Here is a 19,860-nt window from a genome sequence, read left to right as displayed (position 1 = left end):
GGGGAGAGTAGTATGAGGAACGTGGTTATCGCAGCGGGCGTGCTCGCAGCATCGACGGTTGTTGCACACGCGGCGACGCTCGACACGGTGAAGAGCCGCGGCATGCTGGTGTGCGGCGTCAGCGCCGGCTTTGCCGGCTTTTCCGCGCCGGACTCGCAGGGCAACTACAAAGGCCTCGACGTCGACTATTGTCGCGCACTCGCAGCCGGCGTGCTCGGCGATCCCAGCAAGGTGCGCTACGTCTCGCTGACGGCGCAGAACCGCTTCACCGCGCTGCAATCGGGCGAGATCGACGTGCTCTACCGCAACTCGACGCAGACATACTTGCGCGGCGTGACGCTGGGCCTGCGGCAGGGCCCGATCAACTTCTACGACGGCCAGGGCTTCGTCGTGAAGAAAGACCTCGGCGTGAAGGAGCTGAAGGACCTCAAGGGCGCCACCGTCTGCGTCGCGCAGGGCACCACGCACGAGGTCACGCTCGGCGATTACGGCCGCGCCAACGGCATCGACTGGAAGCCGCTGGTGTTCGACCGCGTCGACACCATGTACCAGACCTTCTTCGGCGGCCGCTGCGATGCCATGACCCAGGACGCCTCCGCGCTCGCCGGCGCGGTTACGACCGCGGCGCCGAACCCGGCCGACTACGTCGTGCTGCCGCAAACCATCAGCAAGGAGCCGCTCGGGCCCTTCACCCGCAACGGCGACGAGGTCTGGAGCGACATCATCACCTGGCTTCATTACGGCCTGATCGAGGCCGAGGAGCTTGGCGTCACGCAAGCCAATGTCGAGGAGATGACGAAGTCGCAGACGCCGGCGATCCAGCGCCTCTTGGGCGCCACCGGCGACCTCGGCTCGCGGCTCGGGCTCGACAACAAATGGCTGGTCACGGCGATCAAGGCCACCGGCAATTACGGCGAGATCTACGAGCGCAACGTCGGCAAGGCGAGCCCGCTCAAGCTCGACCGTGGGCTCAACGGCCTCTGGAACAAGGGCGGCTTGATGTACGCGGTGCCGTTCAAGTAGACGGTGCTTCACCTCTCCCCGCTCGCGGGGAGAGGTCCACCACGCAGCGGTCGGGTGAGAGGTACTCTCCGCGAGTCCAATTCTCACCTTTTGTGCGGATAGAGCCCCTCACCCCGACCCTCCCCGTAAGAACGGGGAGTGGGAGAAGAAGCATCGAACACATGCGCATCGCCCTCATCCACGCCCTCAAGCACTCCATCGCCCCGATCGAGGCGGCATTCGCGACGGCGTGGCCCGAGGTGCGGCTGATGAACCTGCTCGACGACAGCCTGTCTGCGGATCTCGCGCGCGACGGCCAGCTCACCGATGCCATGACCGAGCGTTTCCTCGCGCTCGGCGACTACGCTGCGGCAACGGGAGCCAATGGGATCCTGTTCACCTGCTCCGCGTTCGGTCCTTGCATCGAGGCGGTGGCGCGCGCGCATGCGCCGATGCCGGTCCTGAAGCCGAACGAAGCCATGATCGAGCGCGCGGTGACGATGGGCAAGCGGATCGGCCTGCTCTCGACCTTCCCGCCGACGCTGGTCTCGATGCCGCCGGAATTCCCCGCCTCGGTCCAGGTCGTGCCGAAACTCGCCGAAGGCGCGCTGGCCGCGCTCGACCGCGGCGATCGCGCCACCCACGACCGGCTGATCGCGGAAGCCGCGCGCGACTTACGCGATTGCGACGTCGTCGCCCTGGCGCAGTTCAGCATCGCGGCGACGGCGCCGCTGGTCGCGGAAGCCACCGGTCGCCCCGTCGTGACCACGCCCGATAGCGCTGTCGACAAGCTGATCAAACTGCTGCAGGCGAAGGCTTAAGCGCCGGCCTTTTTTTGCCGCCGCGCGTCCTTGATCGCAGCGGTCAGTGCCGTCTTCGTCTCATTGACAAAATCCTCGACCAGCTCCTCGCGCGTGGCATGCGCGGCTTCGCCGGTGAACAGGCCCTGCTCGGCCAGCATCACCACGCCATGCAGCGCCGCCCAGATCTTGAGTGCCTGCCGTTCGCGCAAATAGCCGACCGCCGGCGCCTCCAGGGCCTCGATCACGAGCCCAAACGTCTCGCGCGTCGCCGCGTGCAACTCGCTGCCCTTGGCCGCGCGGGAGAGGGTGCGGGATGCGAACATCAGGCGGTAGATGCCGTTGCGGCGCAGGCCGAAATCGAGCATTGCCTTCGCCAGCCGCGACAGCTTTGATTGCTTCGACGGCTTTGCCATCGCCTCGCGCAGGATCGCAGTGAGCTGCCGGAACGCCTCCGCCGTCACCGCCGCAAGCAAGGCCTCACGGTCGGCAAAGTGCCGATACGGCGCCGGCTGCGAGACGCCGAGCTGTTTCGCCAATGCCTTGATGCTGATCGCTTCCGCACCGCCCAGTTCCGCCTCGCGCAACGCGGCCTTTATCAGGGCGTCGCGGAGGTCGCCATGGTGGTAGGTCTTCTCCGGTTTACGAACGAGTTGGGAACGCATCCTGCGCCAAACCTATAAGTTTGCGCTTGACAGGGGAAGCCTGCCGCGAATGTAATAGCGTATAACTTAAGGCGAGCAGCTAGTGCCGCCGATAAAATTGACATGAGGAACGCGGGCCGCCTTCGCGCTCGCGCAAACGACCGAGGACGCCGCGATGGCAGAGCGACTGAAGGTTCACGTCGATCCCGACAAATGCCAGGGCCACGCCCGCTGCAAGGCGCTGGCGCCGGAGCTGTTCGAGCTCGACGAATACGGCAATGCCCGCGAAGCCGGCGACGGCACGGTCCCGCCCGGCCTCGAAGACAAGGCGTGGCTCGCCAAATCCAACTGCCCGGAAATCGCAATCGATGTGATCGAGGAATAGGGCGGCATCCGGCAGTCGCACCTGCATTCAGCGAACACGAACCCCAAGGGATCTTTCGAGATGTCCGACGTCAGCCAGCCTGTCGCCCATCCCCCCGTCACCGACTGGGTCAATGATTTCGACCACACCGACCCGCAATGGACGGACGATCCGTTTCCGATCTGGGATGAGCTCCGCGCCGCAAGCCCGGTCGTGCACACCGAGCGATTCCTCGGCTGCTACATGCCGACGACCTACGAGGCGGTGCGCGAGATTGCCAACGACACCGAGCATTTCTCCTCGCGCCGCATCATCGTCCGCGACGTGCGGCCGGAGATTGCCAGGAACGCCGCCCCTCCGATCACCTCCGATCCGCCCGTGCACAAGCCGGCCAAGCAGCTCCTGCTGCCGCCGTTCACGCCGGATGCGATGAACAAGCTGGAACCACGGATGCGCGCGATCTGCAACGAGCTGATCGACGGGTTCATCGCCGACGGCAAGGTCGACGCCGCCGCGCGCTACAGCAAATACATCCCGGTCCAGGCCATCGCGCACATGCTCGGCATTCCAGAGAGCGACAGCGAACTCTTCATCAACTGGATCCACATGATCCTCGAGCTCGGCATCAAGGACGAAAATATGCTGCTCCAGGCTGTGCACGAGATGAGTGACTACTTCAGGACGCATGTCGAGGAGCGCAGATCCAGGCCAACCGACGATCTCATCTCCTATCTGATGAACGCCAAGGACAAGGAAGGCCAGCCGCTGGAGGAGGCCCACGTGCTGGGATCGTTGCGCCTGCTGCTGATCGCCGGCATCGACACCACCTGGAGCGCGATCGGCTCCTCGCTCTGGCACCTCGCCCGGACACCGGCCGACCGCGAGCGCTTGATCGCAGAGCCCGCCCTGATCCCCACCGCCGTGGAGGAGCTACTGCGCGCCTATTCGCCGGTGACCATGGCCCGCGAGGTGGTCAAGGAAACCACGATCTCGGGCTGCCCGGTCAAGGCGGGCAACATGGTGCTGCTGTCCTTCCCGGCCGCCAACCGCGATCCCAAGATGTTTCCCGACGCTGACAAAGTCGTGATCGACCGCCGGGAGAACCGCCACGCCGCCTTCGGCCTCGGCATCCACCGCTGCGTCGGTTCCAATCTTGCGCGAATGGAGATGCAGGTTGCGCTGGAGGAGTGGCTGAAGCGGATTCCCGATTTCCGCCTCGATCCGGCAGGCACCGTGACCTGGTCGCAAGGCACGGTCAGAGGCCCCCGGCAGTTGCCATTTCTGCTGGGAAAGGCGATGTAGCCTGCAGACAAGCAAATGTCCCGGGAGGCTGGCGATGACAGACCAAGCAATCAAGCCGGCCTCCGAGCACTTCGACATTGCCGACGCCGAACGCCGCATCAAGGCGATCTTCATCGGCTCGATCGGCAATCTCGTCGAATGGTATGATTTCTACGCCTACACCGCGTTCGCGCTGTACTTCGCCCCCGCCTTCTTCCCCGGCAACGATCCCGTCGTCCAGCAACTGAACGTCGCCGTGGTGTTCGCGGCGACCTTCCTGATGCGTCCGCTGGGCGGCTGGTTCTTCGGCTATCTCGCCGACCATTTCGGGCGCCGGATCTCGCTGACGCTGTCCGTCGTCTTCATGTGCTTCGGTTCACTGATCATCGCGGTGACGCCGACCTATGCCTCGATCGGTCTTGCCGCCCCGGCCATCCTGGCGGTCGCGCGCGTGATCGAGGGCTTAAGCCTTGGCGGCGAATACGGAGCCAGCGCCACTTACTTGAGTGAAGTTGCCGATCCCCGGCATCGCGGCTTCTATTCCAGCTTCCAGTACGTCACGTTGATCGGGGGCCAGCTCACCGCGATCATTGTGCTGCTGCTCCTGCAGAAGGTGTTCCTGACGCCGGAGGAGCTGAAGGCCTGGGGCTGGCGCATCCCATTCGCGATCGGTGCGGCGCTCGCGATCTTTGCCGCGGTGATGCGGCGCGGCCTGCACGAGACAGAGGCGTTCGAGGAAGCCAAGAAGGTGGTGAAGCCGACCGGCTCGATCACCAATTTGCTGCGCTATCCACGCGAGCTGCTGCTGGTGGTCGGCCTCACCGCCGGCGGCACCGCGGCGTTCTACACCTTCACCACCTACATGCAGACCTTCGTAAAACTCTCGGTCGGGCTGACCGAGGACCAGACCACGCTCGTGATCTTCGGCACGCTGATCTTCGCCACCATCCTGCAGCCGATCTACGGGGCGATCTCGGACAGGATCGGGCGCAAGCCGCTGCTGATCTTCTTCGGTGTCGCCGGCACGCTCGCAACCGTTCCGCTGTTGACGGCGCTGAAGGAGACCAAATCGCCCTTCATGGTGTTCATCCTGATCTGCTGCGCCTGGCTGTTCGTCGCCGGCTATACCTCGATCAACGCCGTGGTGAAGGCCGAGCTATTCCCGACCAATGTCCGCGCGCTCGGCGTCGGCCTGCCCTATGCGATCACGGTCTCGATCTTCGGCGGCACAGCGCCGGCGATCGCGCTCTACTTCAAGAGCATCGGGCACGAGGACTGGTTCTATTACTATCTTGCCGGCATCATCTGCCTGTCCCTGATCATCTATTCCACCATGCGCGACACCAAGCACGCTTCCGCAATGCATCGCCACGAGTAGCCCATGACCGACGACGAGCCGCCCGACAGCAAGCTGACGCGCACCAAGGAGAAATGGGCGCGCGAAGGCCGCTTCCTCACCGGCAAGGTGACGCGGCCGGAAGACCAGCGCCTGCCGCCTGGCCAGCACCTCATCAAGGACTGGCCGGTGCTCGATCTCGGGGTCATGCCGCCGGTATCACGCGAGCGCTGGCGGCTGGACGTCTACGGCGCGGTCGACGCTCCCGTGTTCTGGTCCTTCGCCGAGTTCACGGCGCAGAAGCAGGTCCAGTTCACCTCCGACATCCACTGCGTGACGACCTGGTCCCGCTACGACAATGAATGGGAAGGCCTCGCCACGCGCGAGCTGCTCGCCCTCTGCCGGCCGCGCGAGGATGCCCGCTTCGTGGTGCTGCATTCCTACGACGGCTACACGACCAACCTCGCGCTGGAAGACTTCGCCGCCGAAGATGCCCTGCTCGCGCATCGCTGGTCCGGTCAGCCGCTGACGGAGGAGCATGGCGGCCCGGTGCGGCTGGTGGTGCCGCATCTTTATTTTTGGAAGAGCGCCAAATGGCTCCAGGCCATCGAATTCCTGACCGAGGACGCGCCGGGCTTCTGGGAAGTCCGCGGTTATCATAACCGCGGCGATCCTTGGGCCGAGCAGCGCTATTCGGGCGACTAGACTTCGAACAGAACGGGGGAAACCCATGCCCACGGAACGCTTTCAGTTCACCGGCGAAGGCGGCCATCAGCTTGCGGCCGCGCTCGAGCTGCCCGACGGCGAGCCCGCCGCCTACGCGCTGTTCGCGCACTGTTTCACCTGCGGCAAGGATACGCTTGCGGCCAAGCGCATCTCGGTCGCCCTCGCGGCCAGGGGCATCGCGGTGCTGCGCTTCGATTTCACCGGGCTCGGCTCCAGCGAGGGTGATTTCGCCAATTCGACCTTTTCCTCCAACGTAGCCGATCTCGTGCACGCGGCCGATCATCTGCGGAGCGTGCGCAAGGCGCCGTCGCTCCTGATCGGCCACAGCCTCGGCGGCGCCGCTGTCCTTGCCGCTGCCGGAATGATTCCCGAGGCAAGAGCGGTGGCCACCATCGCGGCGCCCTCTGATCCCGCCCACGTCACCGGCCTGTTCAAGGAGCACATCGACAACATCCGCACGCAGGGCGAGGTCGAAGTCTCGCTCGCAGGGCGTCCGTTCCGGATCAGGCGCGAATTCCTCGACGACATCGTCGAGCACCAGCTGATGAAGGATATCGCGGGCCTGCACAGGGCGCTGCTGGTGATGCACTCGCCTGTCGACGACACCGTCGGCATCGACAACGCGACCAAGCTTTTCGTTGCGGCCAAGCACCCCAAGAGCTTCGTCTCGCTCGACCACGCCGATCATCTCCTGACCAGGCCAGCCGATGCGCTCTACGCGACCGACGTGATGGCGGCCTGGGCGAGCCGCTACATCGACACCGCAAAACCCGCAAGAGCGAGGGATCTCCCCGAGGAACCGCGGAAGGTCCTGGTGCAGGAGACCCGCAAGAGCAAATTCAACCAGCTTGTCACCGTCGGCCCGCATCATCTGGTGGCGGACGAGCCGAAGGCGGCCGGCGGCGAGGATGCCGGCCCCGGCCCCTATGACTTCCTGCTTGCTGGCCTCGGGGCCTGCACCTCGATGACCATGCGCCTTTATGCCGACCGCAAGTCGCTGCCGCTCGACCGCGTCACGGTCACGCTGAAGCACTCGAAGATCTACGCCAAGGACTGCGCGGAGTGCGAAACCCGCGAGGGCATGCTCGACCAGATCGAGCGCGACATCGCGATCGACGGCGCACTCGATGCCGAGCAGCGCAAGAAGCTGATGGAGATCGCCGACAAGTGCCCGGTGCACCGGACACTGACATCGGAGATCCGCATCGTGACCAAGGCGGTGGACTGAAGAGGCGCCCTAGAAACACGATGCCATCGTCCGCACCGCCGCGCTGATCTCGCTCTCGCGCCACGCGGCAAAGCCGAGCAGCAGGCCGTGATCGCGCGGCTTGCCGACCGCCAGGCTGGACAGGGCTCGCGTGACAACGCCCGCCTCGACCAGCCGTTTGACCGCCGCCTGATCGGCACGACCGCGCTTGAGGCGCGCCACGAGCTGGATGCCGCCGGAGGGCACCTCGACCGAGAGCACTTCGCCGAGATGGCGCTCCAGCCCCTCCACGAGATGATCGCGGCGCGCGTGATAGAGCCGGCGCATCCGGCGCAGATGCGCGAGGAAATGGCCATCCGCGATGAACTCGGCCAGCGCCTCCTGGATATGGCTAGACGCGATCAGCCCGATATGGCGCTGTGCGATCTCCAAAATACTGACCAATGCCGGCGGCGCGACGAGATAGCCGAGCCGGATATCCGACGTCATCGCCTTCGAGAAGGTGCCGACATAGAGCACGCGGCCGTGGGAATCGAGGCCCTGCAACGCCGGCACCGGCCGGCTGTCGTAGTGGAACTCGCCATCGTAGTCGTCTTCCACGATCCAGGTCCTGCCGGGCATGCTTGCCCTGAGAAACTCGGTGCGGCGGGCCAGCGACATCAGCCGCCCAGTCGGATGCTGGTGCGATGGCGTCATGAAGATCAGTTTTGGCGCTGCGGGCTCCGGCATCCGCTGCATTCCCTGCTCGTCCAGCCTGATGCCGCTCACGCGCGCGCCTGACGCGCGGTAGGCGGCCGCGGCACCGGGATAGCCGGGATCCTCGACCCAGACCTCGTCGCCGGGCGTGAGGGCGACAGCCGCGATCAACATGAGCGCGGCCTGCGCGCTCGGCAGGATCAGGATCTGCTCCGCCGCGGCGCGAACGCCTCGGCTGGTCGCGAGGTAATGCGCCAGCGCCTCGCGCAGGCGCGGCCGGTTGACCGGTCCGAGCTCGCGCCTGGCTGCCCCTATGGCGCTGCGGCGCAGGCAGCGTCCCCAGATTTCGTTCGGAAACTCCCTCGCATCGCCATGCCCCGGACGCAAGGGCTTTAGCGGTGCCTGATAGGACATCGGCCAGTCGGTCTGCCGGAGCTTTGAGGCCCAGGGCGAGAGCCTCGGCATGGCGGAGCGTGGGCTCGATGTGACTGCGCCCGCCCCTTCGATGCGGTCGCCGCCGTCGATCGTCACCACAGGGCGCCGCCCGTGCGACGCTTCGAGATATCCCTCTGCGGCAAGTTGCTCGAAGGCATAAGTAACAGTGTTGCGGGACACGCCGAGATCGCTCGCGAGCCGGCGGCTCGACGGCAGCGCACGGCCTCTGCCGAGGCGACCGCTCGCAATCAACCGTCGGAGCTGCGCTGTCAGCTGCGCCGCCAGCCCCTCCTCGTCGGCCCGCTTCAGTTCGATCAGACCCGCGAGCATGGCCTCGGAAACTGGCACCTTGTTCTTCTCCGATCTGGCACTTTTTCAGGTGCCAGGCGGGATGCTATCCGCCGCACCGAACTGCTTCAAGGACCTCCGCGATGAACTCCCTGTCCCCCCGCGCGGCCGTCGGCCTGTTCCTCATCGTCGTGCTGGCCTGGGGTGTGAACTGGTCGGTGACGAAGCAGATCGTCCAGTTCCTTCCGCCATTGTGGACGTCAGCGATCCGGAGCTGGATCGCGCTGGCCGGATTGTTCGTGATCCTCGGACTCAGCAAGAACCTGGTGATCCCGGAGCGGCGCGACATTCCCGTGGTCCTGAGCGTGGCGCTGCTGCACATGACGATATTCTCGGTCCTGGTCGCGGCTGGTGTGCGCTTCCTGCCCGCGAGCAAGGCGATCGTGCTCGGCTACACCACGCCGCTCTGGGTCGCGATCGCCGCGCCCCTGCTGGGGAAGGATACGCTGACCTCACCAAAGCTCGGCGGCGCCCTGCTCGGGCTGATCGGCCTTTTCGTGATCCTGAACCCTGCGTCCATCGACTGGACCAATGCGAACGTCGTGCTCGGCGCCGGAATGGTCATCCTCGCCGCGATCTCCTGGGCCGCCAACATCATCTACATCCGCGCGCACCGCTGGATCGGCTCCCCGCTCCAGCTCCTGATCTGGCAGGTGCTCGTCGCCACGGTCGTGCTGACAGGATTGGCGGTGGTCACGGACGGCCTGCCGCAGGCGGAATGGTCGTGGAGGCTCGCGCTGCTGTTCCTGTACTCCGGCCTGATCGGGACAGCGCTGGCCTATTGGGCGATGTCGATGGTGAACAAGAGCATCTCGGCCCTGACGACCTCGCTCGGCACCACCGGAACCCCGCTCATCGGCATCGCCAGCGCGGCGATCCTGCTCGGCGAGCCGATCGACATGAGCCTCGCCGTCGCGGCCGGGCTGATCGTCACCGGCATCGGTCTTGCGACGCTCGGCGACCGGTTGCTGCGCGGTCAGGCCACTGCGAGCGGCTGAACCCGCAACGCACCGCGCAGACCCGCCGCCGTGCCGAGCAGGATACCGGCGAGCGCAACGAACGAACCAAGCGCGAGCGTCGACACGCCGGTGAGCCCCTGCCCGATCGAGCAGCCGAACGCCATCACGCCGCCGATCCCCATCAGCGCAGCCCCGATGCCCGAGCGCAGCATGTGGCGTGGCGATGAATAACCTTCGAGCTTGAAGCGGCCCGTCGCAAGCGCCGTCACCAGACTGCCGGCGAAGACACCGGCAACGGTCGCAATGCCGAAATTCAGCGTCAGGCCGGTCGAGAGCATGGCGTATTGCAGCGCGTCCGCGATCGGCGCGATGAACGTAAGTGAGGTCACCGGGACCGGGTTGAAGTCGTCGGCACCGAGACAGCCGGTGACGTACCAGCCGCCGGCGACGAGGAGGCCCACGATGATGCCCGCTGCGATCTGGCCGGGCGAGCGGCGGAACGCCGGATGGGCGAAAGCGAACAGGACGAGCGCGACGACAATCGCCGCAGCGGCAAGCGCGCGCGAAAGCACGTCCGTCAGACCGAGTGTCGCCAGGACGGACGGCAGCGAATTTCCGCTGAGGGTGGTTTGCGAGGCCTGGACCAGCGCAATGCGCGCCGGTGCGATCAGGCCCTTGAGCGTCATCTGCGCAGCAATCGCCAGCACGATCACGACGACGAACGAGCGAAGATTGCCGCGCCCGAGCAGCACCAGCGCGCGCGAGCCGCAGCCGTTCGACAGCACCATGCCGTAGCCGAACAGCAGGCCGCCGAGGAACAGCACCGCCGGCGAAAACGACGGCTGCAGGTAGATCGACTTGCCGAGATCGACCATGCCAATGCCGGCAAGCAACTGGCTCGCGGCGATCGCGACCGCGATTGCCAGCGCATAGGTGCGCACCAGCCGCCCGTCGCCCTCCGCCAGAAAGCCGCGCATGCTGCTCATCAGGCAGAAGCCGCTGAGCAGCCCCACGGCGCCGTAGACGAGGCCGATGGCGAGACCCGCGAGAATGACGAGCTGGGTGGATTCCATCGGTTGTTCTCAGACCTCTCGCCATTCTCCGTCATTGCGAGCGCAGCGAAGCAAACCAGTCTGCCTCCGCGGAAAGACTCTGGATTGGTTCGCTGCGCTCGCAATGACGAGCTTCATGGTTTCAGGATCACCCTGTCGCGCGAGGAGCCAGCGACGGCGACGTACGCCTCCTTGGCGCGCTCGAGCGGATAGACGGCATTCGCCTTGATCGGAAACGGCTCGAGATGCCCGCTCGCAAAGCCCGGCCCGAGGTCGCGCAGCACCGCGCCCGTCGCGGCGGAGGACAGGCCGAGCGTATCGATGCCGACATAGGTGTGCTGGCCCCGGTAGAATTCGAGGATGGTGAACTGGACGATGCGGTCGATCGCGGCGATCAGGATCTGGCGGCCGCGCAAGGCGAGCGACTTGTGCGCAGCCTGGAAATAGGGATCGCCGACAGTGTTGAAAACGATGTCGGCGCCCTTGCCGCCGGTCAATTCGCGCACGCGCGTCGCGACGTCGACGTCGGACGCGTCGATCACCTCAATGGGAGCATTGGCGTGGCCTTCATAAGCTTCCGCTTTGCGCACCACGCCGATGACGCGCGCGCCCTGCCAGGTCGCGATCTGCACCGCGGCCTGGCCAACCTTGCCATTGACGCCGAACACCAGCACGGTCTGGCCGCTCTCCGGCACGCCGGCGCGGCGAAAGCCTTCCATCGCGGTGACGAAGGGCACGCCGATACCGGCAGCCTCCTCCCAGGAGACCGTGTTGGGCTTCTCCACGACCGCATCGGCTTCGACGACGAGATGGGTTGCGTGGGTGCCGTCGCGGCGTATGCCGAGATCGCCCGAGGAGCCGAACACTTCGCGCCCTATTGTGCCCGCGGGCCCGTCGATCACCACGCCGGCGTAGTCGCGGCCGGGGGTCCGGGGGAACACGGCATAGGGCATCAGGCCGGTCGCGGCCTTGACGTCGGAGGGATTGACGGCGGCCGCCTTCACCTCGATCAGGAGATCGTTCGGACCGCGCGTGAGCGTCTGGCGCTCGACGCCAGGTGCAAGCGCCGCGGCGTTTTCAGCCTTAGCGTTGAGGCGCACACAGCGCGCTTCGACGGTTTTGGCATCGGCTGGCGACATGAAAAGACCCGCGATTTCTCGCGGGCCTTGTCGCCTTTGGGGCCGGCCAAGTCAACCTCCCCTCATCCTGAGGAGCCGCGGAAGCGGCGTCTCGAAGGATGAAGGCTCCCACTGCAACATCCTGGCCCTTCATGGTTCGAGACGCGCCTTCGGCGCTCCTCACCATGAGGGGGTGAGAGCTAATCCTTTGGCCGCTTGTCGTAGAGCCGCTTGGCCTTGCCGAGCGAGCGCTCCAGCGTGGCCGGCGCAACCACCTGAACCTTCGAACTGACACCGATCGTGTTCTTGATGTGGGTCGCGATCCGGTCCGCATGATCGACGAGCCCACGGCCATCCCAGCTCTCGGGCCGTGCCTCGGCGATGATGGTCAGCTCGTCCATCCGGCCCTCGCGAGTGAGTTCCAGAATGAAGTGCCCGCCGCACCAATCGGTCGCGAGCAGCACCTCCTCGATCTGGGTCGGGAACAGGTTGACGCCGCGCAGGATGATCATGTCGTCCGAGCGTCCAGTGACCTTCTCCATGCGCCGCATGCCCGGCCGCGCCGTGCCCGGCAGCAGCCGCGTCAGGTCGCGGGTGCGATAGCGGATCACCGGAAAGGCTTCCTTGGTGAGCGAGGTGAAGACCAGCTCGCCCTTCTCACCGTCCGGCAGCACCGCACCCGTCTGCGGATCGATCACTTCGGGGTAGAAATGATCCTCCCAGATGTGCAGGCCGTCCTTGCCCTCGATGCACTCCTGCGCGACACCGGGTCCGATCACCTCGGAGAGGCCATAGATGTCGGTCGCGTCCATGTCGAAGGCGTCCTCGATCTCGCCGCGCATCGCATTGGTCCAGGGCTCGGCGCCGAAAATGCCGACCTTGAGCGAGCACTGGCGCGGATCCAGCTTCTGGCGCTTGAATTCGTCGAGAATCGCGAGCATGTAGCTCGGCGTCACCGTGATGATGTCGGGCCGGAAATCGTTGATCAGCTGGACCTGCCGCTCGGTCATGCCGCCGGAGATCGGCACCACCGTACAGCCGAGTCTTTCGGCACCGTAGTGCACCCCTAACCCGCCGGTGAAGAGCCCGTAGCCGTAGGCATTGTGGATGATCATGCCGGTGCGGCCGCCGGCGGCGCGGATCGAGCGCGCCATCACCTCGGACCAGGTGTCGATGTCGCGTTGCGTGTAGCCGACCACGATCGGCTTGCCGGTCGTGCCGGAGGAGGCATGCACCCGCACCAGCTTCTCGCGCGGCACGGCGAACATGTTGAAGGGATAGTTGTCGCGCAGGTCCGTCTTCACCGTGAAGGGAAATTTTGCGAGATCGGAGAGCTCGCGAAAGTCGGACGGATGAACACCGGCTTTGTCGAACGCCTTGCGGTAATGCGCGACGTTGTCGTAGGCGTGCTTCAGCGACCAGGCCAGCCGCTGCGTCTGCAGCGCCATGATCTCGTCGCGCGATGCGCGCTCATGCGCATCCATCTCGGCACTATAGCTGCTGGCACCTTCCTTGCGCCTCGTCAGAGCCATCTTCGTTTCCCCACATTGGTTTGATCTTTTCTTTTTTGGTCTTATTGATCTTGCGCCGGCAGCCACGTGCCGGGAATGACGCGCGAGTGCCCGCGGAATTCGGCGATGACGGCGTCGCCCGCCGTGACACGCACGTCGTAGATGCCTGAGCGGCCACCACGGGTGATCTCCCGCGCCTTCGCTACGAGGAGGTCGCCGAGCCTGCCTGGCTTGATGAAGGTGATCTGCCCCTGCGCCGCCACCACGCGTTCATTGTGCGAGTTGCAGGCAAAGGCGAAGGCGGAATCGGCGAGGGTGAAGATGAAGCCGCCATGGGCGATGCGCTGGCCGTTGACCATGTCCGGCCGCACCGTCATCGCGAGCGTCGCAAAGCCCGGGCCGATCTCGACGATCTCCATGCCGAGACCTTTGGAGGCATCGTCCTCGGCCCACATCGCGTCGGCGCAGGCCCGGGCGATATCCTCAGGCGACAGGGCGGCTTTGACGTTCACGCGCTTCTCCCGGCTGTTTGCACGCAATGTTCTGCTGGTTGGACAACACTGTCAAACATGGTCGTAATCGACGACGACCCGCTCCGTGGACGGCTTGGCCTGGCAGGTCAGGACGAAGCCGGCCCTCAGCTCCCAGGGTTCCAGCGAATAGTTGATATCCATCGGCGCCTCGCCCGCGACCAGCTTGGCGCGGCAGGTCGAGCACATGCCGCCCTTGCAGGCGAAGGGCAGATCGACCCCCGCCCGCAGTGCGGCATCGAGGATGGCCTCGTCCTCGGCGACCGGCACGTCGCGGCGCTTGCCGTCAATGATCAGCGAAGCGATCGCCTTTGGCGGCGCGTCGGGCGCAACGGCCTTCTTCGGCCGCGGCTTGCCGCCGAACTCCGAGACGAAACGCTCGACGTGAATGCGCTCGTCCGCGATGTCGAGATCGCGGCAGGTCGCCTCGATCTCCTCGCTCATGCCTGATGGACCGCAGATGAAGACGTGATCGACGCTTCCCGCCGGCACCAGCGAGCGGAGCAGCACCCTCACCTTCTCGCCATCGAGCCGGCCATGCAGGATCGGGATGTCCTGCTGCTCGCCGGAGATGACGTGGAAGATCGAGAGGCGATCGATGAAGCGGTCCTTCAGCTCCTCGAGCGCTTCGAGGAACATGATGTTGTCGGTGGTGCGGTTGCCGTAGAACAGGAAGAAGCGGCTCTCCGGCTCGCGCGCGAGCACACCCTTCACGATCGACAAGATCGGCGTGATGCCGGAGCCTGCGGCGAAGCCGACATGAATGCGGCCGGCGTTGGCGGGCGGGACCACACCAAAGCGCCCGGTCGGCGTCATCACATCGAGTTCGTCGCCGCATTTGAGATCTTCGGCCGCCCAGTTCGAAAACGCGCCGCCATCGACCTTCTTCACGGCGATGCGGATCTCGCCATCGTCGGGACCGGAACAGATGGAGTAGGAGCGGCGCACCTCTTCGCCGTCCAGCATGGTGCGGAGCGTGAGGTACTGGCCGGGCGTGAAGGCGTAGTCGTCGGCGAGTTCGCCGGGAATGGCAAACGTCATCGAGACGGCGTCGGAGGCCTCGCGGCGGAGATCGCTGACGACGAGGCGATGGAAGCGCGGTGCGGCTGCTGACATTACAGGCGTCCTACATTGGTCTCACCGCCGTCATTGCGAGGAGCCCCTGCGACGAAGCAATCCAGACTGTCACTGCGGAGACGGTCTGGATTGCTTCGCTGCGCTCGCAATGACGATGGCGTTGGCATCGTGCGTCTCTCAATGGCACTTGAAATAGTCAAAAGGTTCGCGGCAGGCCTTGCAGCGCCACAGCGCCTTGCAGGAGGTCGAGCCGAATTCGGACAGCAGCTCGGTCTTGTCCGAGCCGCATTGCGGGCACGCGACCGCCTGTTCGCCGAACAGGGCGCGGCGCGAGCTCGAGCCTTGCGGCGGGGCGATGCCGTAGGCGCGCAGCTTCTCGCGGCCCTCCTCGCTAATCCAGTCGGTGGTCCAGGCCGGCGACAGCACGGTGCGCACTTTCGGATGATGGAAACCGGCGCGCTCCAGCGCGACCTCGATTTCGAGCGCGATCATGTTCATGGCCGGGCAGCCCGAGTAGGTCGGCGTGATCGCGACTTCGACATGATCGCCGTCGAGAACGACATCACGCAGCACACCGAGATCGGCAATGCTCAACACCGGGATTTCCGGATCGACCACGCTCGCGGCGGCATCCCAGGCGCGCCGGCGCAGCGCCGCGTTGTCATCGACCGCCGTCACCATGTCAGCCCCGGAAAAGTCCGCTGCATCGACTGCAGCTCCGACAGGAGATGGCCGAGATGCTCGCTGTGGCGGCCGGAGCGGCCGCCCTGCTGCATCCAGTCGTTCTGCGGCAGCGCGAGCGTTGCCTCGCGGGCGACGTCCGAGAGCGTCGTCAGCCAGCGACCGCGCAAGCTCCCGGGATCGACGACAATGCCCGCATGGATCAGCGCGCGCTCGCCGTCATCGACGGCAAACATCTCGCCGGTAAAGGCCCAGAGATGATCGATCGCGGCCTGCGCCCGTCGGTGGCTCTCGGCGGTGCCGTCGCCGAGCCGGATGATCCATTCCGCGGCGTGACGCAGGTGATAGGCGCTCTCCTTCTCCGACTTGGCGGCAATCGCCGCCAGCGTCGCATCGCGCGATGTCATCATCGCGCGCCAATAGAGGTCAGCGAAAGCGGAATAGAAGAATTGCCGCACCACGGTCTGCGCGAAGTCGCCATTGGGCTGCTCGACCAGCAACAGGTTGCGGTACTGGCGCACGTCGCGCAAGTAAGCGAGCTTGTCCTCGTCGTTCTCCTTGCCTTCGGCCGTGGCGGCATAGGTGTAGAGCTCGCGCGCCTGGCCGATGAGGTCGAGCGCGATGTTGGAAAGAGCCATGTCCTCCTCCAGCATCGGCGCATGCCCGCACCATTCCGACAGCCTGTGACCGAGGATCAGCGCATCGTCGGCGCGACGCAGCGCGTAGAGGACCAGCGGCGTTTCGGAGACCTGGATGTTGGCAGTCGGCATCACATGTGCCCCACTTCTTCCGGCACTTCGTAGAACGTCGGGTGCCGGTAGATCTTCGATTCGGCCGGCTCGAACATCATGCCCTTTTCGGCGGGATCGCTCGCTGTGATCGCGGTAGACGGCACGACCCAGATCGACAGGCCCTCGCCACGGCGGGTGTAGATGTCGCGGGCAGCCTGCAGCGCCATCGTCGCGTCGCTCGCATGCAGCGATCCCACATGCTTGTGCGCGAGCCCGTTGCGGCTGCGAATGAAGACTTCCCACAGCGGCGTGTTCGGCGTGGCCATATCGATCTCCCTATTCGGCGGCTTGCGCGGTCCGGCGGTGCTGACGCTTCGCCGCATAAGCGGCGGCGGCCTCGCGCACCCAGGCGCCGTCCTCGTGTGCCTTGCGACGGGCCGCGATGCGGTCGCGATTGCAGGGGCCATTGCCGGCGAGCACTTGCTTGAATTCCGCCCAGTCGATCTCGCTATAGCGCCAGTGTCCGTCGGCATCCCGCGTCATGCCGGGATCGGGAATGGTGAGACCGAGATATTGCGCCTGCGGCACGGTGGCATCGACGAACTTCTGGCGCAGCTCGTCATTGGAGAAGCGCTTGATCTTCCACTTGGTCGAGGTGTCGCTATGCTGGCTGGTGGCGTCGGGCGGACCGAACATCATCAGCACCGGCCACCACCAGCGGTTCAGCGCATCCTGCGCCATCGCCTTCTGTTCGTCCGAGCCGCGGCACAGCGTCAGCATGATCTCGTATCCCTGGCGTTGGTGGAAGGACTCCTCCTTGCAGACGCGGATCATCGCGCGGGCGTAGGGCCCGTAGGAGCAGCGGCACAGGGGGATCTGATTCATGATCGCGGCGCCATCGACCAGCCAGCCGATCGTGCCGATGTCGGCCCAGGTCAGCGTCGGATAGTTGAAGATCGAGGAATACTTGGCCTTGCCTGCGAGCATCGCGTCGACCAGTTCCTCGCGCGAGGAGCCGAGTGTCTCGGCGGCGGCATAGAGATAGAGCCCGTGGCCGCACTCGTCCTGCACCTTGGCGAGCAGCGCGGCCTTGCGGCGCAAGGTCGGGGCGCGCGTGATCCAGTTGCCCTCGGGCAGCATGCCGACGATTTCGGAATGGGCGTGCTGGGAGATCTGGCGGGTGAGCGTCTTGCGATAGGCCGTCGGCATCCAGTCGTTCGGCTCGATGCGCTCCTCGGCATCGATGCGGGCCTGGAATTGCGCAGCTCGGCCTGTGTCCTCGAGACCGCGATCGTCGGTCTCGGCCGTGTTCAGCGCCTGGGTGTACATGCGCGTCCTCCCGTTTTATTGCGAGGCAATATATAACAAAAATTACGCCATGCAAGATATTTCTGTAACATAATGATCAGGCGCCGAACCGTCGTTCCAGGAGTTTTCGGGCCGCGGGCAACGGCCCTTTTTCATTGGTTCCATGGCCGTCAAGCCATTGCTCGGACGGCGCAAGCAGCGCGCGATAGATCTCGCCGCAAAGCGCGCGCGCCGCCCTGCCCGGCCAATCCGCCGGCAGCAGGCTTTCGGGCAGCAGCGGATCGCGCAGCACGACGCGGCGGTAATAATGGATCAGCAGGATGCGCGCGGTGAAGGCCTCGGCCTCGGACAGATCGGTGCCGCGCCCGATCGCGGCGCGCAGCGGCTCGAACGTCTTCATGAATTTCAGATAGGCATCCGCGGTGCGGTCCAGCGGCCAGCTCGCGCTGAGCAGGCGGCGGCCACTGTCGTCCTCCGCGGAGACTTCGAGGCGGATCGCACCCGCGGCCTCCTCCGGCACCGGCACGCCTGATGGTGCAACCCAGACGCCCGGTAGCGGACTGCCGAAGCCGGCATTGCGCAGCGCCTCGCGCGAGACGTCGCGGTCCTCGCCATTGCCGATCAGGAGCAGCTCGAAGCGGCCGGTCCAGTCGGATGGCGGCGGATCGTAGATGTGGCGCGTGGCAGCTTCGAACGTCTGCCGGCCCTTGTCGGCCAAGCGATAGAAACTGTTGCGGCCAACCTTTTCGCGCGTCAGCCAGCCGTCGGCCGCAAGGCGCGACATCGCGGTGCGCACGACGCCACTGTCGATATCGAGGCTTTCGAAGAACTCCAACAGCGTGCCGAGCCACACCGAGCCGCCGCGCGGCACGATGGCGTCGCCAAACACGGTGATGACGATGGAGCCTGTGCGCGAAGGTTCGCGCTTGAGCTGGTCGATGATGCGGGAGAGCGGATGCGCCATGCGCGAGGCATAGCGCGTTTGGTGCGGCTGCGACAATGGACGGGAGCGACGGTGTCCTACTCTCCCTCTCCCCGTTCTTACGGGCGCCGCGACGAGCTTCGCTCGCGCCGAGAGGGTTGGGGAGGGGCTTCTCCCGCGAATGAGAAGAACGTGAGACCTGTCCCCCTCACCCGGATCGGAAGTGCGATCCGACCTCTCCCCGCAGGCGGGGAGAGGTGAAGAAAGAACATCACCTGTGCGGATCGGGATAAACCAGGCTGCGCCAGCCGCTACGGTCGAAGGGCCGCCATTGGCCTTCCTTCTGGGCAAGCCGATCGGCGACCGCGTACACCGCCGCGGGATGATGGCCCATGCCGCAATGGCTGCTCTCGATCTCGATGCTCTCAGCCTGCGCGCCCGACTTCTCCATACAGCCCTGCCAGGCACAGACGCCGTCGGTACGGCTGAAGATGGCGGTGGTCGGCACCGGCGGCGGGACGGCGAGCTCGCCGCCAATGCGCGGATCGACCTCGTCGGCCTTGCGGCCGCTCGCCCATTCATAGACACGCCAAGCATTGGTCGAACGAGGATTACCGGCGAAGGGGCTGCCGAGGGTGATGACCTGGCGCACGCGCTCGGGCATCATCTTGGCGAGCTGGCGCGCATAGACGCCGCCGAGGCTCCAGCCGACCAGGCTGATCTTGCGGCCGTGGGTGTCGCTGAGCTCCTCGACCAGATCGACCATCGCATGCTGTACGCCCGGGCGCAGGCCGTAATTGCGGCCCTGACGCCAGCCGCTCACCGCATAGCCCTTGCTGGTCAGGAACGAGCGCAGCGCGCGCGTGGAGGCATCGGAAGCGACGAGGCCGGGCAGCACCAGCACCGGATGCCCGTCCCCGCGCGGCGCGAGGCTCAGCAGCGGCAGTGCGCCGAGGAATGCGCCGAACTCGTGGATCGCGCGCCCTTCCAGAAACATCAGGGTACGGGACGGCGGACGCAGCGTCTGGGCAGTAGTGGTCATGAACATTTCCCCTGAGAAGGCGCCGGCCGCGATGCCGGCAAATGGGCATGAATTCCAATACGCCGGCTTCGCAAACGTTCCGCAGCGCAA

General features: G+C 65.6%; 21 protein-coding genes. 8 read left to right on the top strand and 13 right to left on the bottom strand.

What is annotated here, in order from left to right; all coding sequences use genetic code 11:
- The first annotated feature begins 12 nt into the window (after window positions 1-12).
- Both ACNJYB_RS12105 and ACNJYB_RS12100 read left to right on the top strand, forming a co-directional pair.
- Window positions 13-1,023, top strand: coding sequence for an amino acid ABC transporter substrate-binding protein (locus ACNJYB_RS12105; RefSeq protein WP_439374167.1), 1,011 nt, complete (start codon window positions 13-15; stop codon window positions 1,021-1,023).
- 161 nt (window positions 1,024-1,184) lie between these two features.
- Window positions 1,185-1,823: an aspartate/glutamate racemase family protein gene (locus ACNJYB_RS12100; protein WP_439374166.1), complete on the top strand. Its 639-nt coding sequence runs from the start codon at window positions 1,185-1,187 to the stop codon at window positions 1,821-1,823.
- Here ACNJYB_RS12100 and ACNJYB_RS12095 read toward each other — a convergent pair.
- The gene (locus ACNJYB_RS12095; RefSeq protein WP_439374165.1) at window positions 1,820-2,467 is read right to left on the bottom strand and encodes a TetR/AcrR family transcriptional regulator; all 648 of its coding nucleotides are present in this window, start codon (window positions 2,465-2,467) and stop codon (window positions 1,820-1,822) included. The two genes, ACNJYB_RS12100 and ACNJYB_RS12095, sit on opposite strands and share 4 nt — an antisense overlap.
- A 154-nt stretch (window positions 2,468-2,621) precedes the next feature.
- Here ACNJYB_RS12095 and ACNJYB_RS12090 point away from each other — a divergent pair, with 154 nt between their 5' ends.
- From ACNJYB_RS12090 to ACNJYB_RS12070, 5 genes are read left to right on the top strand one after another with little or no spacing between them, the layout of a single operon-like run.
- A complete protein-coding gene (locus ACNJYB_RS12090) occupies window positions 2,622-2,831 on the top strand; it encodes a ferredoxin (RefSeq protein ID WP_063691226.1) in 210 nt (69 codons plus the stop codon).
- 60 nt (window positions 2,832-2,891) lie between these two features.
- A complete protein-coding gene (locus ACNJYB_RS12085; protein ID WP_439374164.1) occupies window positions 2,892-4,112 on the top strand; it encodes a cytochrome P450 in 1,221 nt (406 codons plus the stop codon).
- A gap of 34 nt (window positions 4,113-4,146) precedes the next feature.
- Window positions 4,147-5,469 (top strand): MFS transporter, encoded by a 1,323-nt coding sequence (locus tag ACNJYB_RS12080; protein WP_439374163.1) that lies wholly within the window; start codon window positions 4,147-4,149, stop codon window positions 5,467-5,469.
- A gap of 3 nt (window positions 5,470-5,472) precedes the next feature.
- Window positions 5,473-6,132 (top strand): sulfite oxidase-like oxidoreductase, encoded by a 660-nt coding sequence (locus ACNJYB_RS12075; protein ID WP_439374162.1) that lies wholly within the window; start codon window positions 5,473-5,475, stop codon window positions 6,130-6,132.
- A 25-nt stretch (window positions 6,133-6,157) separates the two neighbouring features.
- A complete protein-coding gene (locus tag ACNJYB_RS12070; RefSeq protein ID WP_439374161.1) occupies window positions 6,158-7,381 on the top strand; it encodes a bifunctional alpha/beta hydrolase/OsmC family protein in 1,224 nt (407 codons plus the stop codon).
- A 9-nt stretch (window positions 7,382-7,390) separates the two neighbouring features.
- On the opposite strand, the gene ACNJYB_RS12065 is transcribed toward ACNJYB_RS12070, so the two are convergent.
- A complete protein-coding gene (locus ACNJYB_RS12065; protein ID WP_439375538.1) occupies window positions 7,391-8,821 on the bottom strand; it encodes a PLP-dependent aminotransferase family protein in 1,431 nt (476 codons plus the stop codon).
- Between the two features lie 101 nt (window positions 8,822-8,922).
- Between ACNJYB_RS12065 and ACNJYB_RS12060 the strand changes: the two genes are divergently transcribed.
- Complete coding sequence (locus ACNJYB_RS12060; RefSeq protein WP_439374160.1) at window positions 8,923-9,837, top strand: DMT family transporter; 915 nt, start codon at window positions 8,923-8,925, stop codon at window positions 9,835-9,837.
- Here ACNJYB_RS12060 and ACNJYB_RS12055 read toward each other — a convergent pair.
- From ACNJYB_RS12055 to ACNJYB_RS12005, 11 genes are all read right to left on the bottom strand, one after another.
- Window positions 9,816-10,871, bottom strand: coding sequence for a YeeE/YedE family protein (locus ACNJYB_RS12055; RefSeq protein WP_439374159.1), 1,056 nt, complete (start codon window positions 10,869-10,871; stop codon window positions 9,816-9,818). The two genes, ACNJYB_RS12060 and ACNJYB_RS12055, sit on opposite strands and share 22 nt — an antisense overlap.
- A gap of 113 nt (window positions 10,872-10,984) precedes the next feature.
- Complete coding sequence (locus ACNJYB_RS12050; protein WP_439374158.1) at window positions 10,985-11,989, bottom strand: quinone oxidoreductase family protein; 1,005 nt, start codon at window positions 11,987-11,989, stop codon at window positions 10,985-10,987.
- A gap of 179 nt (window positions 11,990-12,168) precedes the next feature.
- Entirely contained in the window at window positions 12,169-13,500 is a 1,332-nt protein-coding gene (gene paaK, locus ACNJYB_RS12045) for a phenylacetate--CoA ligase PaaK (RefSeq protein WP_439374157.1), read from the bottom strand.
- A gap of 41 nt (window positions 13,501-13,541) precedes the next feature.
- Window positions 13,542-13,991 (bottom strand): hydroxyphenylacetyl-CoA thioesterase PaaI, encoded by a 450-nt coding sequence (gene paaI / locus ACNJYB_RS12040; RefSeq protein WP_439374156.1) that lies wholly within the window; start codon window positions 13,989-13,991, stop codon window positions 13,542-13,544.
- A 51-nt stretch (window positions 13,992-14,042) separates the two neighbouring features.
- Window positions 14,043-15,125: a 1,2-phenylacetyl-CoA epoxidase subunit PaaE gene (paaE, locus tag ACNJYB_RS12035; protein ID WP_439374155.1), complete on the bottom strand. Its 1,083-nt coding sequence runs from the start codon at window positions 15,123-15,125 to the stop codon at window positions 14,043-14,045.
- Window positions 15,126-15,263: 138 nt separating this feature from the next.
- Window positions 15,264-15,767, bottom strand: coding sequence for a 1,2-phenylacetyl-CoA epoxidase subunit PaaD (paaD, locus tag ACNJYB_RS12030; protein WP_439374154.1), 504 nt, complete (start codon window positions 15,765-15,767; stop codon window positions 15,264-15,266).
- Window positions 15,761-16,537 carry a 1,2-phenylacetyl-CoA epoxidase subunit PaaC gene (paaC, locus tag ACNJYB_RS12025; protein ID WP_439374153.1) on the bottom strand — a complete coding sequence of 259 codons (777 nt, stop codon included), beginning with the start codon at window positions 16,535-16,537 and terminating at the stop codon, window positions 15,761-15,763. Before paaC ends, paaD begins: the two co-directional genes overlap by 7 nt.
- Window positions 16,537-16,824 carry a 1,2-phenylacetyl-CoA epoxidase subunit PaaB gene (gene paaB, locus ACNJYB_RS12020; RefSeq protein WP_008136594.1) on the bottom strand — a complete coding sequence of 96 codons (288 nt, stop codon included), beginning with the start codon at window positions 16,822-16,824 and terminating at the stop codon, window positions 16,537-16,539. The genes paaC and paaB overlap by 1 nt, the downstream gene beginning before the upstream one ends.
- A 10-nt stretch (window positions 16,825-16,834) precedes the next feature.
- Window positions 16,835-17,827 carry a 1,2-phenylacetyl-CoA epoxidase subunit PaaA gene (paaA, locus tag ACNJYB_RS12015; RefSeq protein WP_439374152.1) on the bottom strand — a complete coding sequence of 331 codons (993 nt, stop codon included), beginning with the start codon at window positions 17,825-17,827 and terminating at the stop codon, window positions 16,835-16,837.
- 76 nt (window positions 17,828-17,903) lie between these two features.
- Window positions 17,904-18,770, bottom strand: a complete 867-nt coding sequence (gene paaX / locus ACNJYB_RS12010) for a phenylacetic acid degradation operon negative regulatory protein PaaX (RefSeq protein WP_439374151.1) — start codon at window positions 18,768-18,770, stop codon at window positions 17,904-17,906.
- Between the two features lie 229 nt (window positions 18,771-18,999).
- On the bottom strand, window positions 19,000-19,770 hold the full coding sequence (locus ACNJYB_RS12005; RefSeq protein ID WP_439374150.1) for a lipase family alpha/beta hydrolase: 771 nt from the start codon (window positions 19,768-19,770) through the stop codon (window positions 19,000-19,002).
- Window positions 19,771-19,860 lie beyond the last annotated feature (90 nt).

This window comes from Bradyrhizobium sp. SMVTL-02, from assembly GCF_051853005.1.
Classification (GTDB): Bacteria; Pseudomonadota; Alphaproteobacteria; order Rhizobiales; family Xanthobacteraceae; genus Bradyrhizobium.
This window is presented reverse-complemented; position numbering and strand designations above follow the sequence as displayed.